Annotated in this window: 17 protein-coding genes and 1 pseudogene; 2 read left to right on the top strand and 16 right to left on the bottom strand. The window is 57.2% G+C overall.

The window, feature by feature from the left end:
• Window positions 1-56: 56 nt before the first annotated feature.
• Genes pyrB through DWY76_RS04895 form a run of 3 tightly spaced genes read right to left on the bottom strand, consistent with a single transcriptional unit; the run spans window position 57 to window position 3532 of the window.
• Window positions 57-1004 carry an aspartate carbamoyltransferase gene (gene pyrB / locus DWY76_RS04905; protein ID WP_044954226.1) on the bottom strand — a complete coding sequence of 316 codons (948 nt, stop codon included), beginning with the start codon at window positions 1002-1004 and terminating at the stop codon, window positions 57-59.
• Window positions 1001-2302: an adenylosuccinate synthase gene (locus DWY76_RS04900; RefSeq protein WP_120080162.1), complete on the bottom strand. Its 1302-nt coding sequence runs from the start codon at window positions 2300-2302 to the stop codon at window positions 1001-1003. The genes pyrB and DWY76_RS04900 overlap by 4 nt, the downstream gene beginning before the upstream one ends.
• A 6-nt stretch (window positions 2303-2308) precedes the next feature.
• Entirely contained in the window at window positions 2309-3532 is a 1224-nt protein-coding gene (locus DWY76_RS04895) for an argininosuccinate synthase (protein WP_097775311.1), read from the bottom strand.
• A gap of 152 nt (window positions 3533-3684) precedes the next feature.
• Here DWY76_RS04895 and DWY76_RS04890 point away from each other — a divergent pair, with 152 nt between their 5' ends.
• Complete coding sequence (locus DWY76_RS04890) at window positions 3685-4596, top strand: LysR family transcriptional regulator (RefSeq protein ID WP_120080160.1); 912 nt, start codon at window positions 3685-3687, stop codon at window positions 4594-4596.
• 195 nt (window positions 4597-4791) lie between these two features.
• Here the strand turns inward: DWY76_RS04890 and DWY76_RS04885 are convergent, their stop codons facing one another.
• From DWY76_RS04885 to DWY76_RS04860, 6 genes are all read right to left on the bottom strand, one after another.
• On the bottom strand, window positions 4792-5268 hold the full coding sequence (locus DWY76_RS04885) for a pyridoxamine 5'-phosphate oxidase family protein (protein WP_044954198.1): 477 nt from the start codon (window positions 5266-5268) through the stop codon (window positions 4792-4794).
• Between the two features lie 39 nt (window positions 5269-5307).
• Window positions 5308-5721, bottom strand: a complete 414-nt coding sequence (locus DWY76_RS04880) for an SseB family protein (protein ID WP_097775308.1) — start codon at window positions 5719-5721, stop codon at window positions 5308-5310.
• Between the two features lie 52 nt (window positions 5722-5773).
• Window positions 5774-6706, bottom strand: a complete 933-nt coding sequence (locus tag DWY76_RS04875; protein ID WP_120080158.1) for an AEC family transporter — start codon at window positions 6704-6706, stop codon at window positions 5774-5776.
• Window positions 6707-6788: 82 nt separating this feature from the next.
• Window positions 6789-7625, bottom strand: coding sequence for a PRD domain-containing protein (locus DWY76_RS04870; RefSeq protein ID WP_005945634.1), 837 nt, complete (start codon window positions 7623-7625; stop codon window positions 6789-6791).
• A 39-nt stretch (window positions 7626-7664) separates the two neighbouring features.
• Window positions 7665-9119, bottom strand: coding sequence for a glycoside hydrolase family 1 protein (locus tag DWY76_RS04865; RefSeq protein WP_120080156.1), 1455 nt, complete (start codon window positions 9117-9119; stop codon window positions 7665-7667).
• Complete coding sequence (locus tag DWY76_RS04860) at window positions 9116-10990, bottom strand: beta-glucoside-specific PTS transporter subunit IIABC (protein ID WP_120080154.1); 1875 nt, start codon at window positions 10988-10990, stop codon at window positions 9116-9118. Before DWY76_RS04860 ends, DWY76_RS04865 begins: the two co-directional genes overlap by 4 nt.
• A gap of 444 nt (window positions 10991-11434) precedes the next feature.
• Between DWY76_RS04860 and yiaK the strand changes: the two genes are divergently transcribed.
• Entirely contained in the window at window positions 11435-12436 is a 1002-nt protein-coding gene (yiaK, locus tag DWY76_RS04855; RefSeq protein ID WP_120080152.1) for a 3-dehydro-L-gulonate 2-dehydrogenase, read from the top strand.
• A gap of 54 nt (window positions 12437-12490) precedes the next feature.
• Here yiaK and DWY76_RS04850 read toward each other — a convergent pair whose 3' ends face one another.
• The 7 genes and pseudogenes from DWY76_RS04850 to DWY76_RS04815 all read right to left on the bottom strand — a co-directional run.
• A complete protein-coding gene (locus tag DWY76_RS04850) occupies window positions 12491-13390 on the bottom strand; it encodes an NAD(P)H-hydrate dehydratase (protein WP_120080150.1) in 900 nt (299 codons plus the stop codon).
• Window position 13391: 1 nt separating this feature from the next.
• Window positions 13392-15992 (bottom strand): TetM/TetW/TetO/TetS family tetracycline resistance ribosomal protection protein, encoded by a 2601-nt coding sequence (locus tag DWY76_RS04845; protein ID WP_097781656.1) that lies wholly within the window; start codon window positions 15990-15992, stop codon window positions 13392-13394.
• 230 nt (window positions 15993-16222) lie between these two features.
• The gene (gene gpmI / locus DWY76_RS04840; RefSeq protein ID WP_120080148.1) at window positions 16223-17749 is read right to left on the bottom strand and encodes a 2,3-bisphosphoglycerate-independent phosphoglycerate mutase; all 1527 of its coding nucleotides are present in this window, start codon (window positions 17747-17749) and stop codon (window positions 16223-16225) included.
• A gap of 97 nt (window positions 17750-17846) precedes the next feature.
• Window positions 17847-18617, bottom strand: coding sequence for a triose-phosphate isomerase (gene tpiA, locus DWY76_RS04835; protein ID WP_005945612.1), 771 nt, complete (start codon window positions 18615-18617; stop codon window positions 17847-17849).
• Window positions 18618-18724: 107 nt separating this feature from the next.
• A complete protein-coding gene (locus DWY76_RS04830) occupies window positions 18725-19933 on the bottom strand; it encodes a phosphoglycerate kinase (protein ID WP_005945608.1) in 1209 nt (402 codons plus the stop codon).
• Window positions 19934-20423: 490 nt separating this feature from the next.
• The gene (locus DWY76_RS04820; protein ID WP_243111935.1) at window positions 20424-20912 is read right to left on the bottom strand and encodes an Rpn family recombination-promoting nuclease/putative transposase; all 489 of its coding nucleotides are present in this window, start codon (window positions 20910-20912) and stop codon (window positions 20424-20426) included.
• Window positions 20913-21052: 140 nt separating this feature from the next.
• Window positions 21053-21220: pseudogene (locus DWY76_RS04815) on the bottom strand (UDP-glucose 6-dehydrogenase); the annotation flags it as partial.
• Between the last annotated feature and the right edge of the window lie 285 nt (window positions 21221-21505).

Genomic DNA, 21505 nt, shown 5'->3' with positions numbered 1-21505 from the left:
CGGGCAGACTGCGGTCTGCCCGGCTTTCTTTTTAGGATTCGGGGAAGAGGTTTATATCATGCTTCCAGCACCTTTTTGCCGGTAACTGGATCAGGGATATCAAGCAACGCCAGAATGATAGCCATGCGGATATACACGCCATTGTGCACTTGATCAAAGTAGGCGGCACGCGGGTCGTCATCCACATCCTTTTTGATCTCGTCGATGCGGGGCAGCGGATGCAGCACCGGCATATCCTGCGGTGCCTTCTGCAGCAGCGCTTCGTCCAGCTGGTAGCAGCCTTTCAGGCGCAGGTATTCTTCCTCGTTGAAAAAGCGCTCCTGCTGGATACGAGTCATGTACAGCACATCCAGATGCGGCAGCTCGGCTTCAAGGTCAGCCGTTTCCTTATAGATCTGATGGGTCGGCTCCAGCGATTCATTCTTCACATACTGCGGCAGGCGCAGATCTTCCGGCGAGATGAACACGAACCGGTTGCCCTCAAACTGGCTCAGCGCAGCGGTCAGGGAGTGGACCGTGCGGCCAAACTTGAGGTCGCCGCAGAAGCCGATAGTCAAATGATCCAGCCGCCCCTTGCGCTGGCGGATCGTCATGAGGTCGATCATGGTCTGGCTGGGATGCGCGTGCCCACCGTCGCCTGCATTGATCACCGGCACACGTGCAGAAAGGGATGCCCGCAGCGGTGCGCCCTCTTTGGGGTGGCGCATGGCGATCACATCGGCGTAGTTGCTCACCACGCGGGCGGTGTCCTCCACCGTCTCGCCCTTGCTGGCGGAAGAAAGCTGTGCCCCTGCAAAGCCCAGTGTCTTGCCGCCCAGCCGCAGCATGGCCGATTCAAACGAAAGGCGGGTGCGGGTGGAAGGCTCGTAGAACAGCGTTGCCAGAATGCGCCCATCGCACAGGTGGGCATAGGGTGCCGGGTCGGCCTCCATCCGGTCGGCAAGATCCAGAAGGGCCAGCTGCTCTTCCAGAGAAAAGCTGTTGGGCTCAATAAAGTGTCTCACAGCCATTCTCCTTTCAGCACGAACTTCTCGCGCTCGGCTCCGGTAGAGACGAACTGGATCTCATGGCCCAGCTGCTTTTCCAGAAATTCCACGTAAGCCTTGGCCTCTTTGGGCAGCTCATCCCAGCTCTTGCAGCCGGAGATATCCTTGTTCCAGCCGGGCAGCATAGTGACCACCGGCTCTACACGGTCAAGGTCGGACAGCGGGTCGAAGCTGGGGACTTGCACGCCATCCAATGTGTAACCGGTGATCACCGGGATCTCTTTCATGCTGCTGAGCACATCCAGCTTCGTCAGGGCGATCTTGTCTGCGCCCTGACAGGTAAGGCCGTAGCGGCTGGCCACACAGTCGAAGGGGCCGACACGGCGCGGACGGCCGGTGGCCGCACCATACTCGCCGCCTGCCTTGCGCAGCTGTTCATTCCAATCCTCGCTCATGGCGTTCTCGGCGGCAAAGGGGCCTGCACCCACGCAGGTGGAGTAGGCTTTCAGCACGCCCACCACATGGTCAAGACGGCAGTTCGGAATGCCTGCGCCCAGCGGCGCATAGGCTGCCAGCGTGTTGGAGCTGGAAGTGAACGGGAAGATACCATAATCGATATCACGCATGGCACCCAGCTGGGCTTCCAGCACGATGCGCTTGCCGCTGTCGTGAGCCTGCTGCAAAAATGCACCCACATCACAGATATACGGTGCAAACTGTCCGGCCTGCATCCGGCACCATTCCAGCAGAGCATCGTAGCTCATGGGTTCCTGATGATAGCAGCCACCCAGCTCCAGATTCTTGGATTCCAGGATCATGTGCAGGCGGTCCTGCACGCGCTTTTCGTCCAGATGCAGCAGATCGCCCAGACGCAGGGTCTTTTTGCGGTATTTGTCGCTGTAGGCGTAGGCAATGCCGCGGCGGGTAGAACCAAAGGCCGCACCCTTCTGGGCAAGGCGGTCCTCTTCCAAGCCGTCCTGCACCTTGTGCCACGGCATGGAGATGGTGGCCTTATCTGAAAGTTTCAGGTTTTCTGAGCCTACCTTTACGCCGCGCTCCTCAATGGCATCCATTTCTCCGGCCAGATGGTCGAGGTCGATCACCATGCCCGCACCCAGTACGCAGACAACGTCCGGGTGCAGGATGCCGGAGGGCAGCAGGTTCAGGATGAACTTGCCCTGCTCCGTTACAACGGTGTGGCCGGCATTGTTGCCGCCCTGATAGCGGGCAACAACATCGGCATGTTCGGCTAACAGATCGATGACGCGGCCCTTGCCCTCATCGCCCCAATTGATACCAGTAACTGCGGTAAGCATAACTTCTTATTTACCTTCTTTTTCGTTATTTACAATAGCCTGTACCTTGGTGGGCAGACCATAGATGCTGATAAAACCGGTAGCATCACTCTGCTTGTAGTCGCCGCCGGCGGCAAAAGTTGCAATGTCCTCACGGTAGAGGGAATACGGAGACCAGACACCGGCATTGATCATGTTACCCTTGTACAACTCCAGACGCACCTTACCGGTAACGTTTTCCTGCGTGGAGGTGACGAAGGCGCTCAGAGCTTTGCGCAGGGGGCTGAACCACTGGCCGTCATAGACCAGCTCACCAAATGTGATGGCCAGCTCGCGCTTTTTGTGGGCAGTGAGCTTATCCAGAGTCAGAGTTTCCAGCACCTCATGAGCCTTATAGAGAATGGTACCACCGGGCGTCTCGTACACACCGCGGCTCTTCATGCCCACCAGACGGTTCTCCACCACATCGTACAGGCCGATGCCATTGCGGCCGCCGATCTCATTCAGCTTGGCAATGAGGACGGCGGGCTTCATCTTTTCGCCGTTCAGGCTCACCGGCACGCCCTTTTCAAATGCCAGCTCCACGAACTCGGACTTGTCCGGTGCGGTCTTGGGGCTGACACCCAGCTCCAAAAAGCCCGGCTTATCGTACTGCGGCTCGTTGCCCGGGTCCTCAAGGTCAAGGCCCTCATGGCTCAGGTGCCACAGGTTCTTATCCTTGGAGTAGTTGGTCTCGCGGTTGATCTTCAGCGGGATGTGATGTGCCTCGGCATAGTCGATCTCTTCGTCACGGCTCTGGATATCCCACTCACGCCACGGAGTGATGATCTTCAGGTCCGGTGCAAAGTGCATGATGGCCAGTTCAAAGCGCACCTGATCGTTGCCCTTGCCGGTGCTGCCGTGGCACACGGCATCTGCACCCTCGGCACGGGCGATCTCCACCACACGCTTTGCCAGAATGGGTCGTGCAAAGCTGGTGCCCAGCAGATAGCCCTCGTAATCGGCCCCGGCCTGCATGGTGGGGATGACGTAATCCTCCACAAATTCATCGGTCAGATCTTCTACGTACAGCTTGGAAGCACCGCTTGCCTTGGCGCGCTCTTCCAGACCTTCCAGCTCGCCCTTCTGGCCCACATTGCCGCACACTGCAATGACCTCGCAGTTGTTGTAATGCTCTTTCAGCCATGGGATGATAATGGAAGTATCCAGACCGCCGGAATAGGCCAGCACGACCTTTTTGATCTCAGACATAAGAACCGCCTCCGTTCAAACCACTTTATACTTTTGAATTCCCTCTTGCAATTTTTGATTGCGGTGTTATTATACTAGCAAGCAGAGAATGTGTAAAAAGTATCCTGCACATGATCACGATACAAAATTGACATGAAAGAGGGCACGCCGCCATGTATGTGGACTGGGAATATTACAAAATCTTTTATTATGTCGCGAAATATCAGAATTTCACCAAAGCCGCGCGGGTGCTGGGCAACAACCAGCCCAACATCACCCACTCGATGAACCGGCTGGAAAGCCAGCTGAATTGTGTACTGTTCATCCGCTCCAACCGCGGCGTTACCCTTACCCCGGAGGGTGAACTGCTTTACTCCCGCATTGCATCTGCGGCGGTGCAGATCCAGGATGCAGAAGAAGAGCTGAGCGCCAGCGCCACGCTGGAACACGGTGCGATCAGCATCAGCGCTACCGAAACTGCGCTGAACATCTACCTTGCAGAAAAGCTGCGCGCCTTCCACACGGACTATCCCGGCATCCGCCTGCGCATCTCCAACCACTCCACGCCGCAGGCTTTGCAGGCCGTGAAAAACGGCGAGGTGGATTTTGCCGTCATCACCACCCCTGCCGAGGTGGAAAGCGGCCTGAAAATGGTGGAGCTGAAGCCCTTTTATGAGGTGCTTGTGGGCGGCAGGACCTTTACTGCCCTTGCCAGCCAGAACCTTTCGCTGAAGGAGCTGAACAATTATCCGCTGATCTCCCTGAGCGACGAAAGCATGACCCGCGCCTTTTACCGGCAGTTCTTTCTGGATCACGGTGCGGTGCTGAAGCCGGATACCGAGGCTGCCACCACCGACCAGATGCTGACCCTTGTCAAAAGTGAGCTGGGCATTGCATTCCTGCCCCAGACCATGGCACAGGATGCACTGGCCCGCGGTGAGATCGTGCAGCTGCATCTGCAGGAGATCATCCCTCAGCGCTCCATCTGCCTTGTGTACGACCATCACCGCCCGCTGAACACGGCAGCCCGCAAGTTCCAGCAGATGCTGACCAAGGCGGCCCCCACGCGCCCGGAACACAGATAACCGCCGGGCCTTTCCCTGCAAACTGATCCATACGGGACTGTTGCAAAATAGCTTTCTGAAAAACCAATGCACAAAACCCGGAACCTTTTCACAGCCAAAACGGCTTAAAAAAGGCTCCGGGTTTTTGATTTTGTGCTATTTCTTTGTGCAAGTTGCTATCGCATTTTTATTTTGCAACAGTCCCCTGTTTTATTTTTACTTTTCCTGGATCTGTTTGCCGGTGAGGTGTTCAATGGTGATCTCGTAAAGCTGCACGGCCTTGATGTCCAGCGCAATTTCCTTTTCCACCTCTTCCTTGCCGGGGTAATACTTCATGCCAAGCTCCCGCACGCGGGCCTCGGTAGCAGCGGCATCGTCGATCAGATGGCAGCGGCCAAACACCACGGTGCTCTGCACATAAGGTGCCCAGTCGCCCGGCTCAAAGTGTTCGTTGCCGTAAACGGTAAAGCATACCTTATCATTCTGTTTCAGCGCGTCCACCTTCTGGCCGGACTTTGCACCGTGGAAGTAGATTTTGTCGTGCTCCTGATCGTAGTAATAATTTACCGGGATCGCAAAGGGATAGCCGTTGTCGCCGTTCACTGCCAGCACGCCCCGCCGGGACTGCTGCAGCAGGTGCTTTGCAGCTTCTTCCGGGATGGCGCGGCTGGCTCTTCTCATGGGTCTGAACATTTTTGTTTCCTCCATGTATCGCAGGTTTGCGGTGCGCACTCATGCACCCTTGATAATGCGGATGAGGGTCTTATCCAGCTGGATGGTGCGGTTCCACGGGTTCAGGATGATCCCGCTGATCTCCGGCACGGCAAGCGCTGCATCAAACAGCTTTTCCATATCCACAAGAAAGGTGGACTGCACCGGCTCGGCTCCCTTCATTTCCTCGTCAAAGCTGGTGAATGCATACCACCAGCTTGCGCCATCGGCCGTCCGGATGGCCCGCAGCTGCATCTGTTCACTGCCCAAATTGGGCTCCACCGCCACGACAAGCTGGCCATGCTCCTTTATGCGCCGCCGGATCACGGTAAGGGTGTGGGCCAGCTGTTCCTGTGTGGGCTCCTGCTGCAGGGCGGCTACCGCCTGCTCGATCTTTTCGTTGCCGTTCAGGCCCTTGTCTCTGGGTTGATTCATTGAGGTTGGTTCCTTTCTATTGTATTTTGGCAGAGGGAATAAGCGCAGCTCATCACAGCAGCAGATCGAACAGGCCGATCATTACCGGCATAGACACAATGGAAAGCAGAGTGGTCAGCACATACAGCGCGCTGGAATGCGCCGCATCGCGGTCATAGAGCTGAGCCATGGAGGTAACAGTAGCACAGGCAGGGGTGATGGCGGCAAGGTAGACCGTCATCAGGATGTTCTTGCCGTCGGCCACCCAGCTGGATGCATGGCAGACCCACAGCAGCACCAGAACCACCAGCGGGCATACCACCAGACGCAGCACTGTGGGCAGATAGTTGCGGCGGGTGCAGAACACCTCCCGCAGCGGCTTTTCTGCAATGGCCATACCGGCCAGCAGCATGCCCATCGGTCCCATCATGTTGCCCACTGTGCTCATGGTATTCTGCAGCGGTGTAGGCAGCACCACACGGAACCAGTACAGCAGTGCACCGGCTGCAATGGCGATCATGTTGATATTGGTGAGAACCTTTTTCCAGTCCAGCGCACTGCTGCCCTGCAAAAGGGAACTGGCGTGGGTCCACAGCAGCACCAGCTGCACAATGATGAATGCGCAGGAGTAAATGACATACGCATCGCCCATCAGAGCCTTGACCAACGGGATCACCAGTGCAGCGGCGTTGCTGTAGATCACATTCACCTGTTCCACGGCATCCAGCTTGAGCGGGCGGCTCAGCAGGGCGCTGAGCACCAGCAGCACTACATGGATAGCCGCCGCAATAGCCATGGAGTACAAAAGGCCCTTGCGGATCTCCGGCGTATCGTCGATCTGGAATGCGTTGATGATCACGCAGGGCGTGACCAGATACACCATGACCACCGAGAGCACCCGGCTGTCGCTGGCCTTCAGCAGCCCTACCTTGACCACAGCATAGCCCATGATCAGAATGAGGAACAGCTGTGCGATCTGCTGCATCAATAACAGACTTATCTCCATTGTTTTTTCCTTTCCCCTTCCCTTTTTCAAAACCCAAAGGGAGAGCCGCCTTCCGCAAGGCAGCTCTCCCCTTTTTCTGATTTTATTTGCCGCTCGTCAGCCGCGCCACATGCAGTGCCAGATAGGCGGTTTCCTCGTTGGGCAAAAACACGCCGTACTTGCGCAGCACAAAGGTGCGTATTTTTTCCGCGCAGGTCACCGCTGCCGGATAATTCTGCTGCATCTGCTGGAACAAAAAGTCGTCTTCGCTGTCCATCAGTTTGCCGGAGAAGAACCGCTCGGCAAAATACTGCAGGTGGCTCACGAACCGCGCATAGTGGATGCTCTCGGTGCTCACCGGGCAGTGCATACTGTAGGTGACAATGTTGGACAGCTCACCGATCAGCTGCGCTGCCCGCATGGCATCGTAGCCGGCCTGCGGGTCCTGCCGGGCGTTGACGATATGGAAGGCGATGTTGCCTGCCTCTTCGTCCGGCAGCTCGATGCCAAGCTTTGCCTTTACCTTCTGCAGGCCGCGCTGGCCCACCGCGTACTCCTTGGGATAAAAATGCTTGATTTCCCAGAAGATGCGGTTGGTCACCACAAGACCCTTTTGCTGGCGCTCCACTGCAAAATGCAGGTGGTCGGTCAGCAGCAGATAGATGTGCGCCGAAAGCTTGACTCCCAGCGACTGCTCTGCGTCGTCCACAATGTCCTGCGTCAGTTCCAGATAGGATGCCGGAATGCTGGAAAACAGCTCCAGCATAGGCTGTGCGTCCGGGTTGGACAATGGAAGGAACACGCGGTCTGAGGGCTGCCGTTCAATGGGCTCGCCCGCCTTGCGGCCATAGCCGATGCCCTTGCCCAGCAGGATGGATTCCTCGCCGCTGTCATCCTGCACCAGCACAACACTGCTGTTCAGCACCTTCTGAATGTGCATCGGTCCCTCCTCCTTCCGTTGAAACCTTAAGACTGCCGCTTAGTCCAGATCTTCGCCGTTGGAAGCAATGACCTTCTTGTACCAGTAGAAGCTGTCCTTACGGCTGCGGGCCAGAGTACCGTTGCCCAGATCATCCTGATCCACATAGATAAAGCCATAGCGTTTGGACATCTGGTTGGTGGATGCAGAGATCAGGTCGATGGGTGCCCATGTGGTGTAGCCCCACATCTCAACACCCTCATCGATGGCCTTGCCCATTTCGCTGATGTGCTGGCGGAAGTACTCTACACGGTAGGGGTCGTGGATGGAGCCGTCGGCCTCCACCACATCCTTGGCACCCATGCCGTTCTCCACCACCATCAGCGGCTTGCGGTAACGGTCATACAGCTCGATCAGGCTGTAGCGCAGGCCCTTGGGGTCGATCTGCCAGCCCCAGTCGGTGGAGGGCAGATACGGGTTCTTGACACCCAGCACGGTGTTGCCGGGGGTACGCTCTGCGTTCGGGTCCACAGACTCGGTCATGGTCATATAGTAGCTGCAGGAAACAAAGTCCACACAGCCTGCCTTCAGGGTGGCGGCATCCTCGGGCAGCATTTCCACATGGATGCCCTTGCGCTCGAACATCTTGAGGATCAGGCGGGGGTACTCGCCCCAGACATGCACATCGGCGTAGAACAGGTTTTCCAGATTCTTTGCCTGAGTAGCCAGCTCATCATCGGGTGCGCAGGTGCGGGCATAGGTGGTGAGCTTGGTCAGCATGCAGCCCACCTTGCTGCCGGGGATGATCTCGTGGCAGTCCTTTACTACCATAGCGCTGGCCACCAGCTGGTGGTGCAGGGCCTGATAGCAGGTCTCCAGCATCTTATCCTCGGGCACGCGGCTGGGGATGATGCCGGCGGTGGTGAAGGGGTGACGGATCACGCTGTCCACCTCGTTGAAGGTGAGCCAGTACTTGACCTGATCCTTGTAGCGCTCAAAGCACGCATGGCAGAACTTTGCAAAGCAGTCGATCACGCGGCGATCCACCCAGCCATTGTACTTGGTGGCCAGTGCCAGCGGCATTTCATAGTGGCTCAACGTGACCAGCGGCTCGATGCCGTTCTTGTGCATCTCAGCGAACAGGTCGCTGTAGAACTGCAGGCCCTTTTCGTTCGGCTCTGCTTCCTCGCCGGTGGGGAAGATGCGGGTCCATGCAATGGAAACGCGCAGCATGGTAAAGCCCATCTCGGCAAACAGCTTCAGGTCTTCTTTGTAATGATGGTAGAAGTCGATGCCGCGGCGCTTGGGATAATAGGTATCATCCGGGTCGGCCATGGCGGCAGCAATGTGTGCGTCGTCCATGGCAACATGGGACTTGTAATCCTTCACGTCGGTGTTGGGCTTGTAGGTGGCAACATCGGCCACGCTGGGGCCTTTGCCATCCACGTTCCATGCGCCCTCTACCTGGTTCGCGGCAACAGCGCCGCCCCAGAAAAAGCCTTTGGGGAAACTCATTTATTTGCCTCCAGTTTCAGCAGTGCGGCACCGGGCACCACAGCGCCCTCGGCCACAGTCTTGATGGTGAACTCATCGGCGTTGGTCACGACGATGGGGGTAGTTACATCATAACCGTCTGCTTTGATTCCGTCAAGGTCAAACTTCATCAGCAGCTGGCCCTTCTTGACAGTCTCGCCGTCCTTGACCTGCGGATCAAAGCCCTTGCCGTCGCGCTTGACGGTATCCATGCCGATGTGCATGAGCAGTTCAGCACCGGCATTGGTCTTCATGGAGATGGCGTGCTTGGTGCCGAACACGGACTCGATCACGCCGTCAGCGGGAGCGTACAGCTCACCCTTCTCGGGCACCACGGCAATGCCGTCGCCCAGGATCTTCTGGGAGAAAACTTCATCCTTGACCTCTTCCAGAGCAATGGCCTTGCCCTGCAGGGGGCTGCTGATGGTGGAATCCGCAGCTGCTGCGTCTGCAGCAGTCTCGGGAGCGGGTGCAGCGGTCTCATCCTCTGCGGGGGTCTCGTCCTTATACAGGAAGAAGGACAGTGCGAAGGAAGCCACAACAGAGATCACCAGACCAACTGCAGCCCACAGGATGTTCTTGCCGTTATCCGGGTCAACGAACATGGCCATGCCAGCCAGACCGGGGCCCATGGCAACGAATGCCTTGACCTTCATCAGGCCAACGAACAGACCGCCGATGAAGCTGGAGGCCACAACGGACATCATGACCTTCTTGTGCTGCAGGGTAACACCGTACAGAGCAGGCTCGGTGATGCCGAACAGGCCGGAGATGCCAGCGGAAATTGCGGTAGCGCGCAGGTTCTCGTCCTTGGTCTTCAGTGCAACGCCGAGGCAGGCACCGCCCTCAGAGATGTTGTGTGCCAGAGAAGCAGGCATGTACAGCATTTCAAAGCCGGGGTCAGAAATAGAAGCAACTGCGTAGGGGACCAGAGCCTTATGCATGCCCATGGAGATCATGAAGGGCAGCACGGCAGCCAGCAGAGCAACGGCCAGCCAGCCCAGCGTGTTGTACAGAGCCAGGATCACGGTGGTCAGCAGAGCACCGATGTTGTAGCCCAGAGGTCCGAGGACGACCAGTGCCACAGGGAAGCCAATGCCGAAGCACAGCATGGGCACAAAGAACACGCGGATGGCCTTGGGGCACCACTTGTTGGCCCACTTTTCAATAAAGGACATGAAAATGACGGTCAGGATGGCCGGGAACACCTGGCCGCCGTAAGCGATGTTCTGCAGCTTGATGCCGAGGAAGTAAGCACCGCCCTCGGTAGCCAGCAGAGCGGAAACGCTGGGGTGGATCATGGCAGCAGCCAGAGCCACAGACACCAGCTTGTTGCAGTTGAACTTGGTTGCAGTGGTGAAGGCGACCATGACGGGCAGGTAGTACAGAGCTGCATCTGCCACGCCGACGAACACCTTATAGGCGATATCTCCGCTGCTCATCAGGCCCAGAGTGCTCAGCAGCACCATCAGAGCCTTCAGAACGCCTGCACCTGCAATGGCGGGGACCAGCGGCTGGAAGATGCCGACCATGTAGTCCAGAATAATGCCGCCGATCTCTTTTTTGCCCTTGGGGGCAGCGGGAGCTGCAGCCTGACCTGCGTTGAAGGTGCCCAGCTTGAGCAGCTCATCGTACACTTCGATAACATCGTTGCCGATGACCACCTGACACTGCGGGCCGCTGGAAATAACGCCCATAACGCCGGCAGTCTTTTTCAGGGCTGCAGCATCCACCTTGGAGGTGTCTGCCAGAGTGAAGCGCAGGCGGGTGGAGCAGTGCTCGACCTGCACAACGTTCTTCTCGCCGCCAACCAAACGCAGCACGTCGGAGGCAGTCTGCTTGTAGTTCTTCATTTTGTTCTCCTTTATCTTGTGTGTGGTGGCATTTCCCTGCCGCCCGGCCGAAGCGGACAAAAGAAAAAAGACCCAACAGAATGACCCCATGTACAATTTCTCCCGGAATCATAGTATCTGGCTACAATTCACCCAAAAGAAAAGGTATTCGTCATTCCATCAGATCCTGCCTGCATTACCAGTAACATGTCCAACTGGATATTGTGGTATTAGTATATCAATCCTCTTTTCGTTTTTCAATATGACTTTTTCACAAAATAACTCTTAAAAAATTATGAAGTTCGTATATTCATTTGTTTTTTCACATAGCTGTCGGTGTGTGCTCGTGTACTCCTTTCACCGCCTGCACTGATGCCGGCCGCACATCTTGCGCACCGCGCCGCCGCTTGTTATAATAAGTGTAACGATCTGTTTATTACTTTTTACATACAGGAGGTACAATCCATGCGCATTGCTTACGAGACGATGCTGGCCGAATTTGAGCGGGTCCTGACCAAATACGGTTTCAGCCCAAAGCGTGCCCACGAAGCAGCCGAGATCTTTGCCCAGAACAGTCTGGCCGGCGTGTTCAGCCACGGGTTGAACCGCTTCCCCCGCGTGGTGGAATACCTGCGCAAGGGCGAGATTGATCCCGCCGCTGAGGCCGAGTGCATTGCCAGCTTTGGTGCCATGGAGCGCTGGGATGGCAAGCGCGGCTTTGGCCCTCTGAACGCCAAGCACGCCATGGACCGTGCCGTAGAGCTGGCACATCAGTTCGGTATTGGCATGGTGGCGCTGGGCAACAACAACCACTGGATGCGCGGCGGCACCTACGGCTGGCAGGCCGCAGACGCGGGCTGCATCGGCATCTGCTGGTCCAACACCTGCCCCAACATGCCTGCATGGGGCGCAAAGGACAACCACATCGGCAACAACCCGCTCATTCTGGCCGTGCCGCGCTCGAACGGGGAGCACATCATGGTGGATTGTGCCCTGAGCCAGTTCAGCTACGGCAAGCTGGAAACGATGCGTCTGGCCGGCAAACAGCTGCCTGTGGTAGGCGGCTACGATGCAGACGGCAGCCTGACCACCGACCCCGCTGCCATTGAAGAGACCCGCCGCATGATCCCCATTGGCTACTGGAAGGGCAGCGGTCTTTCCATCCTGCTGGATATGATCGGTACTATCCTGACGGGCGCAAACTCGGTGGCAACGATCGGCACCTTTGGCGATGAAGTGGGCCTGACCCAGATCATGATCGCCATTGATCCTGCAAAGTTCCAGTCCGCCGACCTCACCGATGCCGTCATTGATGCCATTGCCGCCGATGTGGCATCCAGTGAGCCTGCAGAGCCGGGCCGTGAGGTGCGCTGCCCCGGCATGGGTGAGCACCGCAGCCGCAAGGAAAACATGGAGCTTGGCATCCCGGCAGCCGAGGAAAAGTGGGCCGAAGTGCTGGCGATGTGATGCAATGTTAAAAGGGGTGTCTCTTCGGCAGACAGAGAGACACCCCTTTTCTTTTTATCTGTGGTTTTCCGCAAATATCCGGCCCAGCTGGGACAAGATATCATGCGGCAGCATTCCGTACTCGCCAAGCGCAGCAGCGGCACGGTCGGCAGCGGCACCGTGCAGATACACCGCGCAGGCCGCAGCTTCGTATGCAGGCAGGCCGCAGGCCAGCAGGGCCGCCGTCATACCGGCCAGTACATCTCCGCTGCCGCCCCGGGCAAGGCCTGGGTTTCCGGTAGGGTTTGTGCACACGCGGCCATCCGGTGCAGCCACCACGGTACGGCAGCCCTTGAGTACCACCACAGCGTTCCATTTTTCTGCATACTGGCAGGCAGTATTTTCACGGTCCGCATTGATCTGCGCCACCGAAAGCCCGGTGAGCCGGGCCATCTCGCCGGGGTGCGGGGTCACGATCAGCTCTCCCGCCGGGTGCGGCAGCGTTTTGCCCTCGGCCAGCAGCTGCGCGGCGGCGTTCAGGCCGTCCGCATCCAGCACCGCGCTGCCTGCAAAGCCGGGCAGCAGCTTCTGCACCAGCGTGCGTGTTTCGGCCGCGCGGCCTGTGCTCTGGGCTGTACCGCCAAGGCCCGGGCCCAGCAGCAGCACCGTCGCCTTCTGGCGCTGGAGCTGTGGAATGCTCTCCGGTGAGATGCCGCCTTCGGCCCCCACCACGCAGGGACACAGGCAGCATTCCGGCAGGCGGGCCACCGCAGCTGCCAATACCGGCTCCACGCTGGCCAGCGTTACAATGCCCGCACCGGTGCGCAGCGCACCCTCGGCAGCCAGCAGGGCCGCACCTCGGTAATATGCGCTGCCTGCCACAGCCAATACGGTGCCAAAGCTGCCCTTGTGGCTGTCGCGCGGGCGCGGCGGGATGTTGTGCCAGACAAATTCGGATGTGATCTCGGTTGACATTTTATGCTTCCCCCTGCACCAGTTTGCGGATCTGCTTTTCCACATTCTGCACTTCCTCATGGAACATGCGGGCGGAGACACGCAGCGCGCCGTGGCCCAGAATGATGATCTGCTCCATGCCGTCGGAAGTAGCCACACGCACCCGCCGCCCCTTGCCGATCTCATGAGTAACGTGCTCGATGAACATATCTGCGGTTTCGGCTTCCTTGGTGTAGACCACATGGATATTGTGGTACTGCTCAATGCTGCCGGGGCTGCCCGGCACACGATAGGCATCGAATACAAGAATAAGATTACACTTCTGGTAGCCCTGATAGTTGCACAGAATATCCATCAGCTTGTGACGGGCCGCTTCCAGACTGTCCTTTGCAAGGGCGTTCAGCTCATCCCACGCAAAGATGATATTGTAGCCGTCCACCAGCAGATATTCGGGCAGGATTTCCCACTGCTGGGCATCAAAATCCGGGCGTTCCCGCTTTTGCACCGGGCGGAATGCCGCCAGCGGGTCCCGTTTGATGGGGCCATAGGTGCGCTCGAAGATTTTGAGCAGCTCGGCATCCTCTTCCAGTGTTGCGCGGTAAGCCGCTGTCCGGCGCTGGGGCACGGTCTGCGTCTCCTGCTCCGGGCTTTTGCTTTTTCCCCAGCCGCTGTCCACATGCATGTGGCTGCGCACCTGATCCCAAGGCACCACAAAGCCCGCGCCATGGGCACAGAACACCGAATCTGCCGGGTTGTCAAGGTCGTGCTCCGGCTCGTAGCCCACAGCTTCAATGATCTCCGCCGCATTGTGGCAGGGCCGGTAGCCGTCCAGCGTCAGGGTCAGGTGTCCCCGGCCCCGGGTATAGCCCACCACCTCCATGGGGTAGCTGCGCATGGTGGCCACCGGTGCAAAACCGGTGAGCACAGCAGCCTCTTCCCCGCTTTCTGGCGGGTCAAAGCTGCCCTCCATGCGCTGGATATCGGTCATGGCACGGCCAAGGTTCTCCACCGGCACTTCCAGCCGAAAGGCATACCATGGCTCCAGCAGCTGGCTTTTGGCCAGCATCAGACCCTGCCGCACCGCGCGATAGGTGGCCTGCCGAAAATCTCCGCCCTCCGTGTGTTTAAGATGGGCGCGGCCCGCAATGAGGGTGATCTTCACGTCCGTCAGCGGCGCACCGGTCAGCACACCAAGGTGCTGCTTTTCTTCCAGATGGGTCAGCACAAGGCGCTGCCAGTTCTTGTCCAGCACTTCTTCCCGGCAGTCGGCGGCAAACTGCATCCCGCTGCCGCGGGGCAGGGGCTCCAGCTTGACATGCACCTCCGCATAGTGGCGCAGCGGCTCATAGTGGCCCACGCCCTCCATAGGCTCCGTGATGGTCTCCTTGTACAGAATGCCGCCGGGGCCGAACTCCACGTTCAGGCCAAAGCGCTCTGCCAACAAACTGCGCAGCACTTCCAGCTGCACCTCGCCCATGAGCTGCACATGGATTTCGCCCAAAGTCTCGTTCCATACCACATGGAGCTGCGGCTCCTCTTCTTCCAGCCGGTGCAGCTTGCCCAGTGCCGCGTGCACATCAGCCCCCTCCGGCAGCAGCACCTGATAGCTCAGCACCGGTTCCAGAACCGGCACATCGCTGTCGCGTTCCGCGCCAAGGCCCTCGCCCGGGCGCGCCTTGGTCAGGCCGGTGACGGCGCACACCTGCCCCGGGCCGATGGCTTCCGCCAGCGTATACTTTACGCCGGAGTACAGCCGCAGCTGGTTTGCCTTTTCCTCCCACGGCTCACCATCTGCTTCGCCGGAGAGCTGGGCCTTTACCTTCAGTTCGCCGCCAGTCACGCGCAGCCATGTCAGGCGCGTGCCCTGCTCATCCTGCGACACCTTAAACACCTTGGCGCCAAAGGCATCCAGCGCGGGAGCCGGACGGGTATAGCGGTCGATGCCGTCCATCAGAGCGTCCACGCTTTCCAGTGCATCGTTTTCGGTACGCCGCAGCGCCGAACCGAACCAGCACGGGAACACATGCCGGCGTGCAACGGCCGGGATGAGGTCCGCATCGGTCAACTGCCCGGCATCCAGCATCCGATCCATCAGGTTTTCGTCACACAGAGCCAGTGCTTCGTCCCGGTCGGCCTGCGGCACATCAAAGGCCACAAAGCCCTCGCCCAGACGGTGGTTCAGCTGGGCGAGCAGCTCTTCCCTGCTCTTGCCGGGCAGGTCCATCTTGTTCACGAACACAAAGGTGGGCACATGGTAGCGCCGCAGCAGCCGCCAGAGCGTCTCGGTGTGGCTCTGCACGCCGTCGGTGCCGCTTACCACCAGCACAGCATAGTCCAGCACCTGCAGGGTGCGCTCTGTCTCGGTGGAAAAATCCACATGGCCGGGGGTGTCCAGCAATGTGATATCCGTATTGCCCGCTGTCAACAGGGCCTGCTTGGAAAAGATGGTGATGCCGCGCGCTTTTTCAAGCGTGTCGGTATCCAGAAAGGCATCCTTGTGATCCACGCGGCCCAGCTTGCGGATCGCGCCGGAGCGGTAGAGCATGGCTTCCGAAAGGGTGGTCTTGCCGGAGTCCACATGGGCAAGGATGCCCAGAACGATTTGTTTATGCGTTGTTTCCATCCGCTTCTCCTACAATCAAAAACTCATTTTTATTGTAGCACGGATGGGGAAAAAAGAAAAGTTTTTGATTTAGAATGGGGTCGAAGCCCAAAAACGCAATTTATCTTATCGGCTTTTCGCGTGAAAAAACAGCTCTGGAAAATCCGCAGATTTTCCAGAGCTGTAAATATAAGAATAACAATTCCGCTATTCATAGCCAAAGCGAACGCGTCGGCCATTTTAACGGTCAATTACTCCACAATGATGCTCTTGCCGGTCATTTCAGCAGGCACGGGCAGACCGATATACGGCAGCATGGTGGGAGCGATATCGGCAAGGCAGCCGCCCTCACGCAGCTTCACATCGCCGCAGCCAACAGCCACAAAGGGCACCACGTTGGTGGTGTGTGCGGTGAAGGGGGTGCCGTCCGGGTTCATCATCTTCTCGGCGTTGCCGTGGTCGGCGGTGATGAAGGCGCAGCCGCCGGCCTTCAGCACAGCGGACACCACCTGATCCACAGCAGTGTCAACGGCTTCCACGGCCTTGACCGCAGCATCGAACACGCCGGTGTGGCCGACCATATCGCAGTTTGCAAAGTTCAGGATCACCACATCGTACTTGCCGCTCTCGATGCGCTTGACGCACTCGGCAGCAACCTCAGGGGCGCTCATCTCGGGCTTCAGGTCATAGGTGGCGACCTTCGGGCTGGGGATCACGCAGCGGTCCTCGCCCTCGTAGGGAGCCTCCACGCCGCCGTTGAAGAAGAAGGTGACATGAGCGTACTTCTCGGTCTCGGCAATGCGCAGCTGAGTCTTGCCATTCTCGGACAGGTACTGGCCCAGAACGTTCTTCAGCTCCACAGGCGGATAGGCGACCTCGCAGTTGGGCATGGTGGCATCGTATTCGGCCATGCAGACATAGTTCACCTGCTTGCGGCCACCGCGGCGCTCAAAGCCGGTGAACGCATCGTCGCAGAAGATGCGGGTCATCTGGCGGGCACGATCGGGACGGAAGTTCATGAAGATCACAGTGTCGCCATCCTGCACGCGGCCACCCTCACAGGTGACGCAGGGCAGAACGAACTCGTCGGTCTTGTCTGCTGCATAGGATGCCTCGATGGCCTCGGCAGCGTTGGCGGCATGATTGCCCTCGCCGTAGACAAAGGCAGCGTATGCCTTCTCTTCACGATCCCAGTTGTTATCGCGGTCCATGGCGTAGTAACGGCCGGAGACGCTGGCGATCTTGCCGATGCCCAACTCGTCCAGCTTGGCCTGCAGGTCGGCCAGGAAGCCCTTGCCGGAGTGCGGGTCGGTATCACGGCCATCAGTGATGCAGTGCAGGTAAACGTTCTTTGCACCCAGATGTTTTGCCATTTCCAGCACGCCGAACCAGTGGTCTGCGTGGCTGTGCACACCGCCGGTGCCCACCAGACCCATCAGATGGATGGCCTTGCCGGCGTCGATGGCAGCCTGCATGTTCTTGACCAGAACAGGGTTCTTGAGCATCTCACCGTCCTTGATGGACTTGGTGATGAGGGTGAGCTGCTGGTACACGATGCGGCCAGCGCCCATGTTGGTGTGGCCAACCTCGGAGTTGCCCATCTGGCCGTCGGGCAGGCCGACTGCCATGCCGGAAGCCTCGATGGTGGTCATGGGGTACTTTTCCATCAGAGCATCCAGATGGGGGGTCTTGGCGGCCACCACGGCGTTGCCGAAGGTCTCCTCCGGCACCCAGCCGAAGCCATCCATGATGCACAGAAGAACAGGTTTCTTTGCCATAAAATTGAATCTCCTTTGAATTTAACAAATCAGCGCCCGGCACAGCGCTGGAAATGCGGCGCAGCCGGGCGCTGAAACAGCTGATTTAAACCGTCGATCAGCCCTTGGTGGCTGCGTTAACGATCACTGCAAAGTCGGGAGCCTTCAGGGATGCGCCGCCGATCAGGCCGCCGTCCACATCCTTTTTGCTCAGCAGCTCCTCGCAGTTCTTGGCGTTCATGCTGCCGCCGTACTGGACAGTAGTAGCCTCGGCAACTGCCTCGCCGTACACCTCACCGATGACCTTGCGGATCTGGCCGCAGACTTCCTCAGCCTGATCGGCGGTAGCGGTCTTGCCGGTGCCGATGGCCCAGATGGGCTCGTAGGCGATCACGACATTTGCCATCTGCTCAGCGGTCACGTCGCGCAGAGCGATCTTGGTCTGCATCCGGACCAGCTCCTCGGTGACGCCCTCCTCACGCTGCTGCAGGCTCTCGCCCACGCAGATGATGACCTTCAGGCCGGCGTTCAGAGCAGCCAGAGCGCGCTTGTTCACGGTCTGGTCGGTCTCTGCAAAGTACTGGCGGCGCTCAGAGTGGCCCACGATGACGTACTCCACGCCCAGATCTACCAGCATGTCAGCGCTGATCTCGCCGGTGAAAGCGCCGGACTTCTCGAAGTGAACATTCTCAGCACCCACATGGATGTTGGTGCCCTTGGTCTTTTCCACAGCGGTGACCAGATCGGTATACGGGGTGCAGATAACCACCTCGCAGCCTGCGTCCTGCACGGCGGGGACCAGCTCGTCCACCAGAACAGCAGCCTCGGAGGCAGTCTTGTTCATCTTCCAGTTGCCTGCAATGATAGCCTTACGCTTTGCCTTATCCATGATACTCTATCTCCTTTATTTACCTTCTATCGTGCAGAAAGCTCTGCACAAACAAAAAGATGCGGCGGCGCTAAAGCCGCCGCACCCATTATGATGCCGGGATCAGATTATGCGTTCTGAATGACTGCGATGCCGGGCAGCTCCTTGCCCTCCAGATACTCCAGAGAAGCGCCGCCGCCGGTGGAGATGTGGGTCATCTTGTCGCCCAGACCCATCTGCTGCACAGCTGCTGCGCTGTCGCCGCCGCCGATCACGGTGGTAGCATCGCTCTCAGCCATAGCCTTGGCAACTGCCAGAGTGCCAGCTGCCAGAGTGGGGTTCTCGAACACGCCCATGGGGCCGTTCCACACAACGGTCTTGGATGCCTTGACAGCATCGGCAAACAGCTTCATGGTCTCGGGGCCGATGTCGCAGCCTTCCATGTCAGCCGGGATCGCGGTGACGGGAACAACAGTGGTCTCAACCGGAGCGTCGATGGGATCGGGGAAGTCCTTGATGCAGACAGCATCAACAGGCAGCAGCAGCTTCACGCCCTTCTCCTGAGCCTTGGCCATCATTTCCTTGCAGTAATCCAGCTTGGAATCGTCGCACAGGCTCTTGCCGACCTCGTAGCCCTGAGCCTTGACGAAGGTGTAAGCCATGCCGCCGCCGATGATCAGGGTATCGACCTTCTCCAGCAGGTTGGAGATAACATTCAGCTTGTCTGCGACCTTTGCGCCGCCCAGAATAGCAGTGAAGGGACGAACGGGATCGTTCACAGCGTTGCCCAGATACTTAATCTCCTTCTCCATCAGGTAGCCGACAGCGGTATCCTTGATGAAGTCGGTGACACCTGCAGTGGAGCAGTGTGCACGGTGGCAGCTGCCGAATGCATCGTCAACATATGCATCAGCCAGAGAAGCCAGCTCTTCGCTGAACTCAGGCATGTTCTTGGTCTCTTCCTTGCGGAAACGGGTGTTCTGCAGCAGAACGACATCGCCGTTGTTCATGGCAGCAACAGCAGCCTTTGCGTTCTCGCCCACAACGTTGTCGTCGTCAGCAAACACAACGGTCTTGCCCAGCTTTGCGCTCAGAGCCACAGCAACGGGTGCCAGGCTGAACTTTGCCTCGGGGCCGTTCTTGGGCTTGCCCAGATGGCTGCACAGGATGACCTTTGCGCCATCGTTGACCAGCTTCTGGATGGTGGGCAGAGCTGCGTTGATGCGGTTCTCGTTGGTGATCACACCGTCCTTCATCGGGACGTTGAAATCGCAACGGACAAGCACCTTCTTGCCGCAGTAGTTCTGATCGTCGATCGTCTTCTTACCTAAACCCATGGTAATAAACTCCTCTCAAGTTTTAATTTCTGAACTAGAGTTTCGCTCACATTCGGGGGATCTTGCCCCGTTACTCTACTATTATAAACAAAAACCGTGCACATTGCAAGGTCGCAAGATAGATAATAGTTTAACAAACATTTGCCGCTGATGCACGGAAATGTGTGTATTTTGACCGAAAGCCGCTGCCTTACCGTGTTTTCCGGCAGAACATTCCGCAAATGCGGTCATACATTCCCCATATGAACTTCTGGTTCCGCTGATCCCGCTCAAAAATTGCTTCCACACCAGCATAGCCGCTCGCCTTATACTTCCTGAAAATATTCTGCTTTCAGAGGATTATTCGACACTTCTTTTTCAAAGAATTCTTTGAAGCCTTCCTCCAATACATCCAGAAAATCCGGAGTCACCCCCCCACATATTCATGGATATCAGATAATTTTTCTGTGACCCAGCAGGTCACTTGTTCCTTAAAATGTGACCTACTGGGTCACATTTTGGCCTCAGAAGCCATCTCCGCTAGAGGGGAAAAAAGAAAATTCTGACTTCTATTGTCAAAATACGTATTTTCAAAACCATCTGACGGCTGAGTACAAATCCAGATGGAGTAGACCTTACGAATCTTCTCATATTCAGATTTTGTAAAAATCGGACCGTGCTGTGCAGAAATCATTCTGCTACAATAATAGATTGCCCGTTTCGTCAATGGGTATCCCGGCTTGAATTTTGTCTGTGCTTCCACATTGATAATCAGACGAATGACTTCTTCCTGTTCTGCACTGTCCGCAGATTTCGGTGCGATTGCGTCAAAGCGAACATCGTAGAACAATGTTCCCTCGGTCAGCGTAGAGTCCTCGTTGTTACTACCCTTGATTACATCTGTTGACTTTTTGGGTCTGTTCGTATCATCGACATGAACACCAACAGAGCCAACCTCCGGGGTTCCCTCGATGTATTTCTCAACAATATCATTCCTCATCGTGGAAGTTCAGCATTTTCACTTCCTGATAAGGCGGGCTGGAATCGCCATCGTATTTTGCCGCCTCAGCACGGTCATGCAGCTTCAGGATCATCTGGCTCAGTTTTTTCTCTTTCATCATGCGTCTTTCTTCTCCCTGTATACTTCTCAATATAATCATCTTGAATTGGAGATTTATGATTGTTAATCATATCCACTTTCGCTTGCACAATGTCAACAGCCATCACTTGATTATGCTGTGCTAACAGAACGCTAAGGGAAAGGCCGACGTATCCAGTGCCTGCTACGGCAATTTTATAATTTTTCATATTTTCATTCTCCTCACTTTTCTCTTTATAAAACAGCAATAAGCCTACGGCGGGTCGCACAAAGGCAATCCACCGTAGGCTTGAACTCTCCTTCAATCTTTATTTGCTGCTCCTTTTTGTGGGTCAAAACAGAGCTTCCAAAAGCCTCCTACATATAACCCCCAGGATTTCCCGCTTCTTGCAGTCTTTTCAACAAATAAACTTTTGAAGGACAACTCAAGCTGTCAAAACCCTTTAGTTATCGTATTTTTTCTTGGTTGACCCTATGCGGTTGTCAAGTAAGGA

The organism is Faecalibacterium sp. AF27-11BH, assembly GCF_003603005.1.
Lineage (GTDB): Bacteria > Bacillota > Clostridia > Oscillospirales > Ruminococcaceae > Faecalibacterium > Faecalibacterium taiwanense.
The sequence above is the reverse complement of the archived record's forward strand: the minus strand, read 5'-3'. Positions and strand labels throughout refer to the sequence as shown.

Bases quoted from the DNA above. Each gene is read 5' to 3' on its own strand.
- DWY76_RS04900 (WP_120080162.1), bottom strand. From the start codon at position 2,302: ATGCTTACCGCAGTTACTGGTATCAATTGGGGCGATGAGGGCAAGGGC.
- DWY76_RS04895 (WP_097775311.1), bottom strand. From the start codon at position 3,532: ATGTCTGAGATCAAAAAGGTCGTGCTGGCCTATTCCGGCGGTCTGGAT.
- DWY76_RS04890 (WP_120080160.1), top strand. From the start codon at position 3,685: ATGTATGTGGACTGGGAATATTACAAAATCTTTTATTATGTCGCGAAA.
- DWY76_RS04885 (WP_044954198.1), bottom strand. From the start codon at position 5,268: ATGTTCAGACCCATGAGAAGAGCCAGCCGCGCCATCCCGGAAGAAGCT.
- DWY76_RS04880 (WP_097775308.1), bottom strand. From the start codon at position 5,721: ATGAATCAACCCAGAGACAAGGGCCTGAACGGCAACGAAAAGATCGAG.
- DWY76_RS04875 (WP_120080158.1), bottom strand. From the start codon at position 6,706: ATGGAGATAAGTCTGTTATTGATGCAGCAGATCGCACAGCTGTTCCTC.
- DWY76_RS04870 (WP_005945634.1), bottom strand. From the start codon at position 7,625: ATGCACATTCAGAAGGTGCTGAACAGCAGTGTTGTGCTGGTGCAGGAT.
- DWY76_RS04865 (WP_120080156.1), bottom strand. From the start codon at position 9,119: ATGAGTTTCCCCAAAGGCTTTTTCTGGGGCGGCGCTGTTGCCGCGAAC.
- DWY76_RS04860 (WP_120080154.1), bottom strand. From the start codon at position 10,990: ATGAAGAACTACAAGCAGACTGCCTCCGACGTGCTGCGTTTGGTTGGC.
- yiaK (WP_120080152.1), top strand. From the start codon at position 11,435: ATGCGCATTGCTTACGAGACGATGCTGGCCGAATTTGAGCGGGTCCTG.
- DWY76_RS04850 (WP_120080150.1), bottom strand. From the start codon at position 13,390: ATGTCAACCGAGATCACATCCGAATTTGTCTGGCACAACATCCCGCCG.
- DWY76_RS04845 (WP_097781656.1), bottom strand. From the start codon at position 15,992: ATGGAAACAACGCATAAACAAATCGTTCTGGGCATCCTTGCCCATGTG.
- gpmI (WP_120080148.1), bottom strand. From the start codon at position 17,749: ATGGCAAAGAAACCTGTTCTTCTGTGCATCATGGATGGCTTCGGCTGG.
- tpiA (WP_005945612.1), bottom strand. From the start codon at position 18,617: ATGGATAAGGCAAAGCGTAAGGCTATCATTGCAGGCAACTGGAAGATG.
- DWY76_RS04830 (WP_005945608.1), bottom strand. From the start codon at position 19,933: ATGGGTTTAGGTAAGAAGACGATCGACGATCAGAACTACTGCGGCAAG.
- DWY76_RS04820 (WP_243111935.1), bottom strand. From the start codon at position 20,912: ATGAGGAATGATATTGTTGAGAAATACATCGAGGGAACCCCGGAGGTT.